This is a genomic window from Kluyvera ascorbata ATCC 33433, from assembly GCF_000735365.1.
Taxonomy (GTDB): Bacteria; Pseudomonadota; Gammaproteobacteria; order Enterobacterales; family Enterobacteriaceae; genus Kluyvera; species Kluyvera ascorbata.
The window spans coordinates 1-15,688 of sequence record NZ_JMPL01000034.1; the positions used below are offsets into that span (position 1 = coordinate 1).

Sequence of the window (15,688 nt, forward strand, 5' to 3'; positions counted from 1 at the left end):
AACAGCGAGCTAGAAAAAATGGCCGCGCATCCAGCTTAAAACCGAGAGCCTGCCGAAGAAAGCCGCCAACACAAACCTCGGCTTCCAGCCGCTGCCGGAGATTGCCGTTCAGGCGCAGAACAAGTCGCCGCTGGAGAACCTGCGTAAGTTTATTGAATCCTTTACCGGCCCGGTGATTTTCTCGGTAGAGAGCGAGGGTCGCCGTGAAGCATTGGGTGAACTGCTGTCACGCATTAAGCTTGCGCCGAAGCGCATTCAGCGCCTGGATGAAGCCAGCGGTAACAGTCGCTATCTGATGATTGGCGCCGCCGAGCACGGGTTTATCGATACCCAAAACAACCTGGCGTTAATCTGCGAAAGCGACCTGCTCGGCGAACGGGTCGCGCGCCGTCGTCAGGATGCGCGCCGCACCATTAACCCGGATACGCTCATCCGCAACCTGGCGGAGCTGCATATCGGCCAGCCGGTGGTGCACCTTGAGCACGGCGTTGGCCGCTATGCTGGGATGACCACCCTGGAAGCGGGCGGCATAACCGGCGAGTATCTGATGCTCACCTACGCCAGCGATGCCAAGCTGTACGTGCCGGTCTCATCACTGCACCTGATCAGCCGCTACGCGGGTGGTGCGGAAGAGAATGCGCCGCTGCATAAGCTGGGCGGCGATGCCTGGACGCGGGCACGACAGAAAGCCGCCGAGAAAGTACGCGACGTGGCGGCCGAACTGCTGGATATTTACGCCCAACGCGCCGCCAAAGCGGGCTTTGCCTTCAAACATGACCGTGAACAGTATCAACTGTTCTGCGACAGCTTCCCGTTTGAGACCACGCCGGATCAGGCGCAGGCTATCAACGCCGTGCTGAGCGACATGTGCCAGCCGCTGGCGATGGACCGTCTGGTGTGCGGCGACGTCGGCTTTGGTAAAACCGAAGTCGCCATGCGCGCCGCTTTCCTCGCCGTCGAAAACCACAAGCAAGTTGCGGTGCTGGTACCGACCACCCTGCTCGCTCAGCAGCACTACGACAACTTCCGTGACCGTTTCGCCAACTGGCCGGTGCGCATCGAAATGCTGTCGCGCTTTCGTAGCGCCAAAGAGCAGACGCAAATTCTGGCCGAAGCCGCCGAGGGTAAAATCGATATTCTGATCGGTACCCACAAGCTGCTGCAAAGCGACGTCAAGCTGCGCGACCTGGGTCTGCTGATTGTCGATGAAGAGCACCGCTTCGGCGTGCGCCATAAAGAGCGCATTAAGGCGATGCGTGCCGACGTCGATATTCTGACCCTGACCGCCACCCCGATTCCGCGTACGCTGAACATGGCGATGAGCGGCATGCGCGACCTGTCAATTATCGCCACGCCTCCGGCACGTCGTCTGGCGGTGAAAACCTTCGTGCGCGAATACGACAGCCTGGTGGTGCGCGAAGCGATTCTGCGTGAAACGCTGCGCGGTGGTCAGGTTTATTACCTGTTCAACGACGTTGAAAACATTCAGAAAGCCGCCGATAAGCTGGCGGAGCTGGTACCGGAAGCGCGTATCGCCATCGGTCACGGCCAGATGCGCGAGCGCGAGCTGGAACGGGTGATGAACGATTTCCATCACCAGCGTTTCAACGTGCTGGTGTGTACCACCATCATCGAAACCGGGATCGACATTCCGACCGCCAACACCATTATCATCGAGCGAGCGGACCACTTCGGCTTAGCGCAGCTTCACCAGCTGCGCGGCCGCGTCGGTCGTTCACATCACCAGGCCTACGCCTGGCTGCTGACGCCGCATCCGAAAGCGATGACCACCGACGCGCAAAAACGTCTGGAAGCCATTGCGTCGCTGGAAGACCTCGGTGCGGGCTTTGCGCTGGCCACTCACGACCTCGAAATTCGAGGGGCGGGCGAACTGCTCGGCGAAGACCAAAGTGGCTCCATGGAGACCATCGGCTTCTCGCTGTATATGGAGCTGCTGGAAAACGCCGTCGATGCGCTCAAAGAAGGTCGCGAGCCGTCGCTGGAGGATTTAACCAGCCAGCAAACCGAAGTCGAGCTGCGCATGCCGTCGCTGCTGCCGGACGATTTTATCCCGGACGTCAACACGCGCCTGTCGTTCTACAAACGTATTGCTAGCGCGAAGAGCGAGAACGAGCTGGATGAAATCAAGGTTGAGCTGATTGACCGCTTCGGCCTGCTGCCGGACGCCGCACGCAATCTGCTGGATATCGCGCGTTTACGCCAGCAGGCGCAGAAACTCGGGATCCGCAAGCTTGAAGGCAACGAGAAAGGCGGCGTTATTGAGTTCGCTGAGAAAAACCACGTCAACCCAACGTGGCTGATTGGTCTGCTGCAAAAACAGCCTCAGCACTATCGTCTCGACGGCCCAACGCGCCTGAAGTTCTTCCAGGACTTGAGCGAGCGTAAAACGCGTATGGAGTGGGTGCGCCAGTTTATGCGCCAGCTTGAAGAGAACGCGGTCGCCTGAGTCTTCCCTGCCGGGCGGCGCTACGCTTATCCGGCTCATAATCTAATCATGGTAGGCCCGGTAGGCGTAGCGCCGCCGGGCCGTTTCTCTCCTTTTCCCCTTTCCTCACCTATCACTCCCGACTGAAAAACCGTTTCACTTCGCACCATTATCCTGCTTACTTTTGTTTACATATGAATAAAAATGCGTATATTTCTCATTTGCATTTATTTTCAAGTGCACATTGGCATCGCTCATTGACCGTGGCCACAGAGCTGCGGAACACAACAACACTCGTTAGATTAAGGGTTTATCATGTCTTTCATTTCCACTACCCGGGATAACCGCGCCGCCCCCACTCTCGTGGCTATGGGCATTGCGCTGGCGCTCTATCCAGGCCTCAGCATCGCCGCGGCCAGCAGCGAAGATACCATCATCGTCGATGGATCCGCCGACAGCAGTGCTGCCAACGACCAGCAGGACTACAGCGTAAAATCGACCACAGCTGGCACCAAAATGCAGATGATTCAGCGCGATATTCCGCAGTCGGTTAGCGTCGTCAGCGAACAGCGTATGCAGGATCAGCAGCTACAGACGCTCGGTGATGTGATGAACAACACCATCGGTATCACCAGCAGCCAGGCCGACTCCGACCGTACCAGCTACTTCTCCCGCGGTTTTGCGATTGATAACTATATGGTCGATGGCATTCCGACCTATTTTGAATCTCGCTGGAATCTGGGCGATGCGCTATCCGATACCGCCCTGTTTGAACGTGTGGAAGTGGTACGCGGGGCAAGTGGCCTGATGACAGGGACAGGGAACCCTTCCGCTTCCATTAACATGGTCCGTAAACATGCCACCAGCCAGGAATTCAAAGGCAACCTTTCCGCTGAGTACGGTAGCTGGAACAAACAACGCTATGTTGCCGACCTGCAAAGCCCGTTGACCGATGACGGTAAAGTGCGCGCGCGTATCGTTGCAGGCTATCAGAACAATGATTCCTGGCTTGACCGCTACAATAACGAAAAGACGTTCTTCTCGGGTATTCTGGATGCGGATCTCGGTGACACCACCAGCCTCTCCGTTGGCTACGAATACCAGCAAATCAATGTCAACAGCCCTACCTGGGGCGGCTTACCGCGTTGGAATACCGACGGTAGTACCAACCATTATGACCGAGCACACAGCACCTCGCCGGACTGGGCCTACAACGATAAAGATATCAATAAGGTCTTCATGACGCTGACGCAGCGCTTTGCCGATACCTGGCAGGCAACGCTGAATGCCACCCATTCTGAGGTGAAGTTTGACAGTAAAATGATGTACATCGATGCCTATGTTAACAAGGCGGATGGAACATTAGTTGGCCCGTACGGCAGCTACGGCCCCGATTATGAATACGTTGGCGGGACCGGCTGGAACAGCGGTAAACGTAAAGTTGATGCGTTAGATCTTTATGCGGACGGTAGCTATGACCTGTTTGGCCGCCAGCACAACCTGGTGCTGGGCGGTAGCTACAGTAAGCAGAACAACCGCTATGTAAGCTCCTGGGATAACGTTTTCCCGGATGCCATCGGCAACTTCGCTAACTTCAATAGCGCCAGTTTCCCAGAGACCAACTGGAGCCCACAGAGCCTCGCGCAGGACGATACCACGCACATGAAGTCGCTGTATGCCGCGACACGTATCACGCTGGCCGACCCGCTGCATCTGATCGTTGGCGCGCGTTACACCAACTGGAGCATCGACACGCTGGCCTACAGTATGGAGCAAAACCACACTACGCCGTATGCGGGTCTGGTGTTCGATATCAATGATAACTGGTCAACCTACGCCAGCTATACCTCCATCTTCCAGCCGCAAAACGATAAAGACAGTTCGGGTAAATACCTGAAGCCGATTACCGGCAACAACTACGAAGTGGGTCTGAAGTCTGACTGGATGGACAGCCGTCTGACCACCACCCTTGCCGTCTTCCGTATTGAGCAGGATAACCTGGCACAGTCGACCGGGGTGCCGATTGCGGGCAGCAACGGTGAAATTGCTTATACCACTGCCGATGGTACCGTCAGCAAAGGCGTTGAGTTTGAAATTAACGGTGCACTGACCGATAACTGGCAGTTGACCTTTGGCGCAACGCGCTATGTTGCTGAAGACAATGAAGGCAACGCGGTGAACCCTAACCTGCCTCGCACTACCGTTAAACTGTTTACCAGCTATCGTTTACCGGCAGTACCTGAGTTGACGGTGGGCGGCGGTGTGAACTGGCAGAACCGCGTCTACAAAGATACCGTTACCGAATTTGGCACCTTCCGCGCCGAGCAAGGCAGCTATGCGCTGGTGGACCTGTTCACCCGTTATCAGGTAACCAAAAACTTTGCGCTGCAGGGCAACCTCAACAACCTGTTTGACAAAACCTACGATACCAATATCGATGGTTCTATCGTCTACGGTGAGCCGCGCAACGTGAGCATTACCGCGAGCTATCAGTTCTGATTCAATATCCAGACAAAGCAAGGGAGCCGAAAGGCTCCCACACTTCAGGCGTAAAAAAGGCAGCCATTCGGCTGCCTTAGTCTCCCCAATTTTACGACTTCGAAATAACTTAGTTATTACGAATATAGTCGTCCATCTCGGTTTTCAGGTTATCGGATTTAGTACCGAAAATCGCCTGAACGCCGGAACCTGCAACGACCACACCGGCAGCGCCCAGTTTTTTCAGGCCAGCCTGATCAACTTTCGCTACGTCGGCTACGCTCACGCGCAGACGGGTGATACATGCATCGAGGTTCGTGATGTTTTCTTTTCCGCCGAAGGCTGCAATCAGCGCCGGAGCCATTTCACTGGTTGCGGTTGCTTTGGAGTCTTCAGTGTTATCTTCACGACCCGGAGTTTTCAGGTCCAGTGCTTTAATCAGCACGCGGAAGACAACGTAGTAGACGATCGCATAGCAAATACCGACGATTGGGAACAGCCACAGTTTGCTGCTGTTACCGGACAGTACGATAAAGTCGATCAGGCCGTGAGAGAACGAAGTACCGTCACGCATACCCAGCAGGATACAGATCGGGAACGCCAGACCAGCCAGAATCGCGTGGATGATGTACAGGATCGGCGCAACGAACATGAAGGAGAACTCGATCGGCTCGGTAATACCGGTCAGGAACGAGGTCAGCGCTGCGGAGATCATGATACCGCCCACTTTTGCACGGTTCTCTGGTTTAGCAGAGTGCCAGATTGCAATCGCAGCAGCCGGCAGGCCGTACATTTTGAACAGGAAGCCGCCGGACAGTTTGCCCGCAGTCGGGTCGCCTGCCATGTAGCGAGGGATATCACCGTGGAATACCTGACCTGCGGCGTTGGTGTATTCACCAATCTGCATCTGGAATGGAACGTTCCAGATGTGGTGCAGACCGAACGGCACCAGGCAGCGTTCGATGAAGCCGTAGATACCAAACGCGACAACCGGGTTCTGGTAAGCAGCCCACTGAGAGAAGGTCTGAATAGCAGTACCGATTGGCGGCCAGATGAAGGACAGGATCACGCCGGTAAAGATAGCGGCCAGACCTGAGATGATCGGTACAAAGCGCTTGCCCGCGAAGAAGCCCAGATATTCTGGCAGCTTGATGCGGTAGAAGCGGTTGAACATGTACGCGGCGATGGCACCGGAGATGATGCCGCCGAGAACACCGGTATCAGCCAGGTGTTTAGCGGTAATCTCTTCAGCCGGTAAATGCAGTACCAGTGGCGCAACCACAGCCATGGTTTTCACCATGATGCCATAAGCGACGACGGAGGCCAGTGCGGATACACCATCGTTATTGGTGAAGCCTAACGCAACACCGATAGCGAAGATAAGCGGCATGTTAGCAAAAACAGAACCGCCTGCTTCTGCCATAACATGAGAAACGACGGCTGGCAGCCAGCTGAAGTTTGCGGAACCGACGCCCAGCAGGATACCTGCGATAGGCAGCACGGAAACCGGCAGCATCAGCGATTTACCGACCTTCTGCAGGTTAGCAAATGCATTCTTAAACATAATTAGGAGTGCTCCTGAGTATTTGTACTTTTGTTATACACATTGTGTATATCTACGTTTTCACGCATTGGTGAGAGGGGAGAGACTCACCAGGGACAGGACATCTAAGTGCCCTTTTTATTTATTACACAGAGTAAAATAATTCACTCCGGTTTTGTTTGACGGCTATCACGTTTCAAAGAGCTATGGCGCAAAATCTTAATCTTCTTTACATAATACGTGTCTGCATGTTTCAAAAATAACATTCACCGCCACTTTTATGGCGGTGAACTGTACTCGCTTTAACCATTAATTACGAGCAATAAAATAAGCTATGAAATCAGGCAGATTGCAGGCGGGAAGGAGCGATATGGAAAAGGGTCGCGAAGTTATCGGTCGTCTGCTGCGCAAGCTGTTCAAGGCTTACGCCCTTTAGCACAGCCATGTATTCAGCGACATCTCGCACCATCGCCGGCTGGTTCTCTTTGCCACGATGCGGAACCGGAGCCAGGTACGGAGAATCGGTCTCGACCAGCAGCATGTCCAGCGGCACGTAGCGTGCGGCATCGCGAAGCTGCTCCGCATTACGGAAAGTGACAATGCCGGAAAACGAGATATAGAAGCCCATATCCAGTAGCTTACCCGCCGTCTCTCTATCTTCAGTGAAACAGTGTAGTACACCGCCGCAATCCGTCACCTTTTCTTCCTGCAGGATAGCCAGGGTATCCGCGCGCGCGTCGCGGGTATGAACGATGACCGGCTTGTTCAGCTCACGGCCAATCTGAATGTGCTGGCGGAACGAGAGCTGCTGCTGCGCTTTCGTCTCCGGTGTATAGAAATAGTCCAGCCCCGTTTCGCCCATGGCGACAACGCCCTCTTCCGCCGCCAGACGGCGCAGTTCTTCTACGTCGTAGGGCTCATCCTGATTCAGCGGGTGAACGCCGCAGGAAAAGACCACTTCCGGGCGGTTGCCCACCAGCTTACGCATGCTGCGATAGCCCGGTATGGTGGTGGCTACCGCAAGGGCAAAACGGACGTCGCGCGCGGCGGCTTTCGCCATCACATCGTCAACGTCTTTGTGCAAGGATTCATAGTTAAGGCCATCAAGATGGCAGTGCGAGTCGACTAAAAACATGATGTCTCTCTTAGAGGTGGGATACTGGCAGTACCGCACCAGGTTGCAAATACTGTTCCCAGCGCAGCAGGCGCTCGGTGAGGATCAATTCTCGGTTCAGCCCGGTAACGCTCAGCAGCTGCTCGCGACAAGTGCAGGCATCAGCGGCGATCGCCTGCAGGCGCGATGCGGACAGCGCGTTTGCCAGCCGATTCACCAGGTCGACGCTATCAACATTGGTCAGACGCGTGATCCGCTGCTGATGTTTCAGGGCATCCAGCAGCAGCGACGAGAACCAGTGCAGGCGCGCCACGGCTGAATCATGGTTCAACGACGGTAAAAGCGCCAGCCAGTCACCGCTATTTAAGGTAGCGCTCAGCGCCTGACAGAGTTTTTCGCGCGCCCCCCAGGTATCTGCCGCCAGCAGATCCAGCGCGGCAGCAGGCGCGTGGCCGCACAGGCGCAGCGCGGTTAATAACGTCTCCCGCGGCTGGCTGATTTCACGCTCAAGCCACGCCAGCGCATAGGCTTCGTTCGGCGGTGCCAGATGATAGAAACGACAGCGGCTGCGCAGCGTGGCCAGCAGACGTGCAGGCTCTTCACAGGCGAGGAAGAACCAGGTGTTTTTCGGCGGTTCTTCCAGCGTTTTTAACAGCGCGTTAGCCGCCGCTTCGGTGAGCAATGCCGCATCGGCAATCCACACTACTTTCGCCCCACCAAGACGCGAATGCTCATACAGCTTTTCGCTGGTCTCGCGCACCGCATCAATACCCAGCGCGCTTTTGCCTTTTTCCGGCTGCAGCACATAGTAGTCGGGGTGCGTCCCCGCCTGCATCAGTTGGCAGCTATGGCACTGACCGCAGCTTTTATGGCCGTCGGGGTTCTGGCACATCAGGAAACGGGTGATGGCATAGGCCAGTGAGTCGGCCCCCATTCCGCCGCGCGCCTGAATCAGCAGCGCGTGGTGACCGCGTCCAGCCTGATAGCTTGCAACAAGCTGTTCAAACGGTGGGCGCAACCACGGATACCATTTCATGCCTGCTGCTCCGCAAACCAGGCGGTAACCGCGGCGCGAATATCGCTCATCACGTTGTCCAGCGGCTGGGTGGCATCAATGGTAATGATGCTGTTATCTTCCGCCGCCAGCTCAAGGTAACGAGCGCGGGTGCGGTTGAAGAAATTCAAAGATTCCTGCTCAATACGGTCGAGGTCGCCTCGAGCACGGGCGCGCTTTAGACCCACTTCCGGCGTCACATCGAGATAAATGGTCAGGTTCGGACGGAAATCGCCGAGCACAGCATCGCGCAGCGTCGCCAGCATCTTTCTGTCGATACCGCGCCCGCCGCCCTGATAGGCCTGAGTCGAGAGGTCATGACGGTCGCCAATCACCCACTTACCGCTCGCCAGCGCCGGTTTGATAACCGAGTCAACCAGCTGCACGCGGGCAGCATAGAACATAAGGACTTCCGCTTTATCGGTAATCACTTCGTCGCCGACCGATTTGATGTCCAGCACCAGGCTGCGCAGCTTTTCTGCCAGCACGGTGCCGCCCGGTTCACGGGTGAACAGCAGGTCGTTTACGCCGAGGTTGCGAAGCGTTTCGACAACCACGTCGCGCGCGGTGGTTTTTCCCGCGCCTTCCAGTCCTTCAATGACGATGTAATTACTGCGCATTTTTATCCTTTAGCACTTTCAGGTAATCCTGCACCGAGCGGTTATGGCTCGCAAGATTGGTATTAAACGTATGCCCGCCTTTGCCATCGGCCACAAAATAGAGGTACGGCGTTTTTGCCGGATGCGCGGCGGCATTCAGCGAGGCTTCGCCCGGGCTGGCAATCGCCCCCGGCGGCAGGCCAGAAATCGTGTAGGTATTATACGCGGTTGGGGTCTCAAGATCCTTACGGGAAAGCTTTCCATCGTAGCTCTCACCCATGCCGTAGATAACGGTCGGATCGGTTTGCAGACGCATGCCGATGCGCAGGCGGTTGATAAACACCGACGCCACGCGGTCGCGCTCTTCCGGCACCGCGGTCTCTTTCTCAATGATAGAGGCCATCGTCACCAGCTGGTTTTTATCATCATACGGCAGGTTATCTGCACGCCCTTCCCAGACCTTATCAACCTGCGCGACCATTTTCTGGTGCGCGCGCTTAAGAATAGCGACGTCGCTGGTGTTGGCGGTGTACATCCAGGTATCCGGCCAGAACCAGCCTTCAACCCATTCAGGGTTGTCGAACTTCAGCGCTTCGGCAACCGTGGCGTATTTATCATCGCTCAACGTGTGTTTGATGTACGGTGCTTCACGCAGCTGTTTGAGGTAATCGCTCAGGCGCATCCCTTCGACGAAACGCAGTGGGAACTGCGCCTCTTTACCACTCCCCAGCAGTTGCAGCATCTCACGCACGGTCATCTGCGGCGTGAAGCGATAGGTACCGGCCTTAAAGTGAGAAAGTTCAGGTTCAAGACGCAGCAGCCACTGGAATACCCGCGGGCGGTTGAGCACTTTATCTGCATAGAGCTGGTCGCCGAGCGCCAGTCTTCCGGTGCCGGTTTTTAGCGTAAAGACCATCTCTTCTTTAATCAGGAGCGTACTGCTGGCGAGCTGTCGCACTTTCCACACGCCGACGCCGGCGGCAATGCCCAGGACAACCAACAGTAACAAAACCACGCGTAACATTTTCTTCATGCTAATCAGGCGACTCACAAAGTGGGGCTAAATATCGGTAAAGTTCGCGGGCAGACCACTGCTGCTCCGCATAGCGCTGAACGGGAACCACGGGCATCAGAGCGTTACAGATGAGCACCTCATCGGCCTGCGCTAACGCCGACAGCGGCGCATTCACTTCGACAACGCGATAGGCCGTCGGTGCCAAACGTTTCATTATATATTGCCGCATAATGCCGTTCACTCCCGCCTGGTCAAGACGCGGCGTATAGACATCCTGCCCGCAGCGCCAGAACAGATTAGCGGCACAGCATTCCGTAAGCCACCCGTCGCTGTCAAGGACAAGGGCTTCATCGGCGTTTGTCTGCTCAAGATGAGAACGAATCAATACCTGCTCGAGGCGATTGAGGTGCTTAAGGCCGGCAAGGTAGGGATTGCGCCCAAGTGGAACCGGACTCAGTGCCAGAGTGGCCCCCTCCTCCTTCCAGCGCGCATAATGAGCAGGTGCCGCAGAGGTGGAGAGGATGCGCGTAGGCGCATCGCAGGCGCTGCCGCTATATCCGCGACCGCCCGCTCCCCGGCTCAGAATCACCTTGAGTACGCCCGTTTGCTGGCGCTGGGCAAGCGAGGTCATCTCATCACCGAGCGTTGACCAACGTTCAAAGGGAATAGCTAACCGTCCGCAGGCGGACTGTAACCGGGCAAGATGGGCATCCAGAAGCTGCACCCGGCCATCAACTACGCGGGCGGTGGTAAAGCAGCCGTCACCAAACTGGGTTGCACGATCGTTCACCGCGAGGGTGTTTTGTTCGAGGCCATTAATCAAGAACATAGCGGCTCCTTATTGATGGTCGGGTAGTGTCGCAGGACGAAACGCGTTGAACAAGCAGAGAAAGCCGAATAAAAAAAGGCCCGACGTGCGGGCCTTCATCAATGCGTTATCTGATGGCGCATCGCCATCAGATAATCAGGCTCAGACCTTTTTGAAGATCAGTGAGCCGTTGGTACCACCGAAGCCGAAGGAGTTACACAGCGTGTACTCCATGCCGCTAACCTGACGTGCTTCGTGAGGCACGAAGTCCAGGTCACAACCTTCATCCGGGTTATCCAGGTTGATGGTTGGCGGTACGGCCTGGTCGCGCAGGGCCAGGATAGAGTAGATAGATTCTACTGCACCCGCAGCACCCAGCAGGTGACCGGTCATTGACTTAGTGGAGCTGACCATTACGCGGCTTGCTGCGTCGCCAAAGACAGACTTAACGGCCTGTGCTTCTGCTTTATCGCCAGCAGGCGTAGAGGTACCGTGGGCGTTCACGTAGCCAATCTGGCCCACGTCAATACCTGCGTCGCGAATGGCGTTAACCATCGCCAGCGCAGCACCCGCGCCGTTTTCCGGCGGTGAAGTCATGTGGTACGCATCGCTGCTCATACCAAAGCCAACGACTTCAGCATAGATTTTCGCGCCACGTTTTTTCGCGTGTTCATACTCTTCGAGTACAACCATACCTGCGCCGTCACCCAGCACAAAGCCATCACGCTCTTTATCCCACGGACGGCTCGCCGCCTGCGGGTTATCGTTACGCGTAGACAGCGCACGCGCCGCACCGAAACCACCTACACCCAGAGGGGTACTGGCTTTTTCAGCGCCACCGGCAACCATCGCATCCGCATCGCCGTAAGCGATGATACGCGCGGCCTGACCGATGTTGTGCACACCGGAAGTACAGGCGGTCGCGATGGAGATGCTTGGCCCACGCAAACCGAACATGATGGTCAGGTGACCTGCCACCATGTTAACAATCGTCGACGGAACGAAGAACGGGCTAATCTTACGCGGTCCACCATTCACCAGAGAGGTGTGGTTTTCTTCGATAAGACCGAGACCGCCAATACCGGAGCCAATAGCGGCGCCAATACGGTGAGCGTTCTCTTCCGTAATTTCAAGGCCAGAATCCTGCATGGCCTGAACGCCAGCGACAATTCCATATTGAATGAAGGCATCCATCTTGCGCTGTTCTTTGCGCGAGATAATGTCATCACAGTTAAAATCCTTTACTAAGCCAGCAAATTTGGTTGCATAGGCGCTAGTATCGAAATGGTCGATCAGGCTGATGCCACTCTGACCGGCAAGGAGAGCTTTCCAGGTAGACTCTACGGTATTGCCGACAGGAGACAACATGCCCAGTCCGGTCACAACTACACGACGCTTAGACACGTTTGTCCTCCAGGGAGGGATAAAATTGATACTTATGGGAGAAAAAGATAAAACTCAGGCGGTCGAATGACCGCCTGGAGATGTTCACTTACGCCTGGTGACCGTTGATGTAATCAATGGCAGCCTGAACGGTGGTGATTTTCTCAGCTTCTTCGTCCGGAATCTCAGTATCAAACTCTTCTTCCAGAGCCATTACCAGCTCAACGGTGTCAAGAGAATCTGCGCCCAGGTCTTCAACGAAGGAAGCATTGTTGGTCACTTCTTCCTGCTTAACGCCCAGCTGTTCGCCGATGATTTTCTTAACGCGTTCTTCGATAGTGCTCATACTCTTAAATTTCCTATCAAAACTCGCTTTCGCGATGGTTTTCGTAGTGTATAAAATGTTGAAAAATTTGCAACTAAATCCCGGCAGGTCGTACCACGATTTTACGCTATTTTGAGGGTGTTTGCCCTCATAACGCAAATGATTTTGCACTAATCCTACTCAGACATACGTAGATTGCCCGTTGTCTGAGCACTTTGTGCAAAACACAATCAGACCATGTACATCCCGCCGTTTACGTGCAACGTTTCACCAGTGATGTAACTTGCTTCGTCGGAGGCCAAAAATGCAACCGCACTAGCGATTTCATTTGGAGTGCCGAGGCGCCCCGCAGGAACTGCCGCCAGTGTACCCGCACGCTGCTCATCGGTCAGCGCACGCGTCATGTCCGTTTCAATAAAGCCCGGAGCAACAACGTTCACAGTAATACCGCGTGACGCAACTTCACGCGCCAGTGATTTACTGAAGCCAATCAGACCCGCTTTCGCCGCAGCGTAGTTAGCCTGACCCGCATTTCCCATGGTACCAACCACAGAACCGATAGTGATGATACGCCCATGACGCTTTTTCATCATAGCGCGCATTACCGCTTTTGACAGACGGAAAACAGATGACAAGTTGGTTTCGATAATATCGTTCCACTCGTCATCTTTCATGCGCATTAACAGGTTATCACGAGTAATCCCGGCATTATTGACCAGAATGTCTACTTCGCCAAACTCTGCGCGGATATTTCCCAGAACTGATTCAATAGATGCCGGGTCGGTCACATTCAACAGCAGACCTTTACCGTTCGCACCCAGATAATCGCTAATCGCCTGCGCGCCGCTTTCGCTGGTCGCAGTACCGATAACTTTCGCGCCGCGAGCGACGAGAGTTTCAGCGATTGCGCGGCCAATACCGCGGCTTGCACCAGTTACCAGTGCAATTTTTCCTTCAAAGCTCATGCTTTCCTCTTTATTGCGCAAGTGCCGCTGACAGGGCAGCCGGCTCGTTAATGGCCGATGCAGTCAGGGTATCTACAATACGTTTAGTCAGGCCGGTGAGGACTTTACCCGGACCAACTTCATACAGATGCTCTACGCCCTGGGATGCCATAAACTCAACGGTTTTGGTCCACTGAACCGGGCTGTACAGCTGGCGAACCAGCGCGTCGCGAATCGCGTCGGCATCGGTTTCGCACTTCACGTCGACGTTGTTCACAACCGGAACGGTCGGCGCGTTAAAGGTAATTTTTTGCAGCTCAACGGCCAGTTTTTCCGCCGCAGGCTTCATCAGCGCGCAGTGGGATGGCACGCTAACCGGCAGCGGCAGCGCACGCTTAGCGCCCGCAGCTTTACAGGCAGCACCTGCACGTTCAACCGCTTCTTTGTGACCGGCGATAACCACCTGACCCGGCGAGTTGAAGTTGACTGGAGAAACCACCTGCCCTTGTGCAGACTCTTCGCACGCTTTGGCGATAGCCGCATCGTCAAGACCGATGATAGCAGACATGCCGCCGGTACCTTCTGGCACCGCTTCCTGCATGAACTTACCGCGCATCTCAACCAGACGCACTGCATCAGCGAAAGCAATAACGCCCGCACAAACCAGCGCAGAATATTCGCCCAGGCTGTGACCGGCCATCAGAGAAGGCGCTATACCGCCCTGCTGCTGCCACAGTCGATACAGAGCAACGGAAGCGGTCAGCAGCGCCGGCTGGGTCTGCCAGGTTTTGTTCAGTTCTTCAGCCGGACCTTGCTGGGCCAGCGCCCATAAATCGTAGCCCAGCGCAGCGGAAGCTTCCTGGAAAGTTTCTTCAATAACCGGATAGGTTGCTGCCAGTTCAGACAGCATGCCTACCGCTTGTGAACCCTGACCCGGGAACACGAAAGCGAATTGCGTCATGTTTATAATCCTTATACTTAGAAACGAACCAGCGCAGAACCCCAGGTGAACCCGCCACCGAAGGCCTCAAGCAGCACCAGTTGACCACGTTTAATACGGCCATCGCGTACGGCTTCGTCAAAGGCGCAAGGCACGGAAGCCGCAGAGGTGTTGCCGTGACGGTCGAGCGTTACCACGACGTTGTCCATCGACATGCCGAGTTTCTTCGCCGTCGCGCTGATAATACGTAAGTTCGCCTGGTGTGGCACCAGCCAGTCCAGTTCAGAACGGTCGAGGTTATTGGCCTCCAGCGTTTCATCAACGATGTGCGCCAGTTCAGTTACCGCGACTTTAAAGACTTCGTTACCGGCCATCGTCAGATGGATGGAGTTTTCCGGGTTCACGCGGTCGGCGTTCGGCAGCGTCAGCAGCTTACCGTAACTACCGTCTGCATGCAGATGGGTAGAGATGATGCCCGGTTCTTCGGATGCACCCAGTACCACAGCGCCTGCGCCGTCACCAAAAATAATGATCGTGCCGCGATCGGTAGGATCGCAGGTGCGTGCCAGCGTATCCGCCCCCACCACCAGCGCATATTTTACTGCGCCCGTTTTGACGTACAGATCGGCCACGCTCAGCGCGTAGGTGAAGCCTGCGCACGCTGCCGCGACGTCGAATGCCGGTGCGCCTTTCACGCCCAGCATTTCCTGAATCTGACAAGCTGCACTTGGGAAAGCGTGGGTCGCAGAAGTGGTAGCAACCACAATCAGCCCCAGTTCGCTGGCGTCAATGCCCGCCATTTCCAGCGCGCGTTTTGCCGCTTCGTAACCCAGCGTAGACACGTTTTCATCAGGGCCAGCAATACGGCGCTCGCGGATACCTGTACGGGTGACAATCCACTCGTCAGAGGTATCTACCATTTTTTCCAGATCGGCGTTAGTCCGCACTTGCTCAGGCAGATAGCTGCCGGTACCAATAATCTTCGTATACATGTACGCTCAGTCACTTTTCGCTAATATAGCCGCCCTATTCAACGACC

At 55.5% G+C, this 15,688-nt stretch carries 12 protein-coding genes and 1 pseudogene; 2 read left to right on the forward strand and 11 right to left on the reverse strand.

Annotated features, from left to right (window positions below; genetic code table 11):
* Positions 1-13: 13 nt before the first annotated feature.
* Positions 14-2,467 (forward strand): annotated as a pseudogene (mfd, locus tag GKAS_RS10470) (transcription-repair coupling factor); the annotation flags it as partial.
* 294 nt (positions 2,468-2,761) lie between these two features.
* Positions 2,762-4,945 (forward strand): ferric-rhodotorulic acid/ferric-coprogen receptor FhuE, encoded by a 2,184-nt coding sequence (gene fhuE / locus GKAS_RS10475; protein ID WP_035894158.1) that lies wholly within the window; start codon positions 2,762-2,764, stop codon positions 4,943-4,945.
* Positions 4,946-5,054: 109 nt separating this feature from the next.
* Here the strand turns inward: fhuE and ptsG are convergent, their stop codons facing one another.
* The 11 genes from ptsG to GKAS_RS10530 all read right to left on the reverse strand — a co-directional run bounded on the left by ptsG (position 5,055) and on the right by GKAS_RS10530 (position 15,641).
* Complete coding sequence (gene ptsG, locus GKAS_RS10480; protein WP_035894159.1) at positions 5,055-6,488, reverse strand: PTS glucose transporter subunit IIBC; 1,434 nt, start codon at positions 6,486-6,488, stop codon at positions 5,055-5,057.
* Between the two features lie 319 nt (positions 6,489-6,807).
* On the reverse strand, positions 6,808-7,602 hold the full coding sequence (locus GKAS_RS10485; RefSeq protein ID WP_035894161.1) for a metal-dependent hydrolase: 795 nt from the start codon (positions 7,600-7,602) through the stop codon (positions 6,808-6,810).
* Between the two features lie 10 nt (positions 7,603-7,612).
* Positions 7,613-8,617 (reverse strand): DNA polymerase III subunit delta', encoded by a 1,005-nt coding sequence (gene holB, locus GKAS_RS10490; protein WP_035894163.1) that lies wholly within the window; start codon positions 8,615-8,617, stop codon positions 7,613-7,615.
* Complete coding sequence (tmk, locus tag GKAS_RS10495) at positions 8,614-9,255, reverse strand: dTMP kinase (protein ID WP_035894165.1); 642 nt, start codon at positions 9,253-9,255, stop codon at positions 8,614-8,616. Before tmk ends, holB begins: the two co-directional genes overlap by 4 nt.
* On the reverse strand, positions 9,245-10,267 hold the full coding sequence (gene yceG, locus GKAS_RS10500; protein WP_035894167.1) for a cell division protein YceG: 1,023 nt from the start codon (positions 10,265-10,267) through the stop codon (positions 9,245-9,247). Before yceG ends, tmk begins: the two co-directional genes overlap by 11 nt.
* A gap of 1 nt (position 10,268) precedes the next feature.
* Positions 10,269-11,078: an aminodeoxychorismate lyase gene (gene pabC, locus GKAS_RS10505; protein WP_035894168.1), complete on the reverse strand. Its 810-nt coding sequence runs from the start codon at positions 11,076-11,078 to the stop codon at positions 10,269-10,271.
* Between the two features lie 141 nt (positions 11,079-11,219).
* Positions 11,220-12,461: a beta-ketoacyl-ACP synthase II gene (gene fabF, locus GKAS_RS10510; RefSeq protein WP_035894170.1), complete on the reverse strand. Its 1,242-nt coding sequence runs from the start codon at positions 12,459-12,461 to the stop codon at positions 11,220-11,222.
* A gap of 88 nt (positions 12,462-12,549) precedes the next feature.
* Entirely contained in the window at positions 12,550-12,786 is a 237-nt protein-coding gene (gene acpP / locus GKAS_RS10515) for an acyl carrier protein (protein ID WP_000103754.1), read from the reverse strand.
* 209 nt (positions 12,787-12,995) lie between these two features.
* Complete coding sequence (gene fabG, locus GKAS_RS10520) at positions 12,996-13,730, reverse strand: 3-oxoacyl-ACP reductase FabG (protein WP_035894171.1); 735 nt, start codon at positions 13,728-13,730, stop codon at positions 12,996-12,998.
* Between the two features lie 10 nt (positions 13,731-13,740).
* On the reverse strand, positions 13,741-14,670 hold the full coding sequence (gene fabD, locus GKAS_RS10525) for an ACP S-malonyltransferase (protein ID WP_035894172.1): 930 nt from the start codon (positions 14,668-14,670) through the stop codon (positions 13,741-13,743).
* A gap of 17 nt (positions 14,671-14,687) precedes the next feature.
* A complete protein-coding gene (locus GKAS_RS10530; protein ID WP_035894174.1) occupies positions 14,688-15,641 on the reverse strand; it encodes a beta-ketoacyl-ACP synthase III in 954 nt (317 codons plus the stop codon).
* Positions 15,642-15,688 lie beyond the last annotated feature (47 nt).

Excerpts from the sequence above, each read along its gene's own strand:
- ptsG (WP_035894159.1), bottom strand. The coding sequence starts at position 6,488 with ATGTTTAAGAATGCATTTGCTAACCTGCAGAAGGTCGGTAAATCGCTG.
- tmk (WP_035894165.1), bottom strand. The coding sequence starts at position 9,255 with ATGCGCAGTAATTACATCGTCATTGAAGGACTGGAAGGCGCGGGAAAA.
- holB (WP_035894163.1), bottom strand. The coding sequence starts at position 8,617 with ATGAAATGGTATCCGTGGTTGCGCCCACCGTTTGAACAGCTTGTTGCA.
- acpP (WP_000103754.1), bottom strand. The coding sequence starts at position 12,786 with ATGAGCACTATCGAAGAACGCGTTAAGAAAATCATCGGCGAACAGCTG.
- fabD (WP_035894172.1), bottom strand. The coding sequence starts at position 14,670 with ATGACGCAATTCGCTTTCGTGTTCCCGGGTCAGGGTTCACAAGCGGTA.
- GKAS_RS10530 (WP_035894174.1), bottom strand. The coding sequence starts at position 15,641 with ATGTATACGAAGATTATTGGTACCGGCAGCTATCTGCCTGAGCAAGTG.
- yceG (WP_035894167.1), bottom strand. The coding sequence starts at position 10,267 with ATGAAGAAAATGTTACGCGTGGTTTTGTTACTGTTGGTTGTCCTGGGC.
- fabG (WP_035894171.1), bottom strand. The coding sequence starts at position 13,730 with ATGAGCTTTGAAGGAAAAATTGCACTGGTAACTGGTGCAAGCCGCGGT.
- pabC (WP_035894168.1), bottom strand. The coding sequence starts at position 11,078 with ATGTTCTTGATTAATGGCCTCGAACAAAACACCCTCGCGGTGAACGAT.
- fhuE (WP_035894158.1), top strand. The coding sequence starts at position 2,762 with ATGTCTTTCATTTCCACTACCCGGGATAACCGCGCCGCCCCCACTCTC.
- GKAS_RS10485 (WP_035894161.1), bottom strand. The coding sequence starts at position 7,602 with ATGTTTTTAGTCGACTCGCACTGCCATCTTGATGGCCTTAACTATGAA.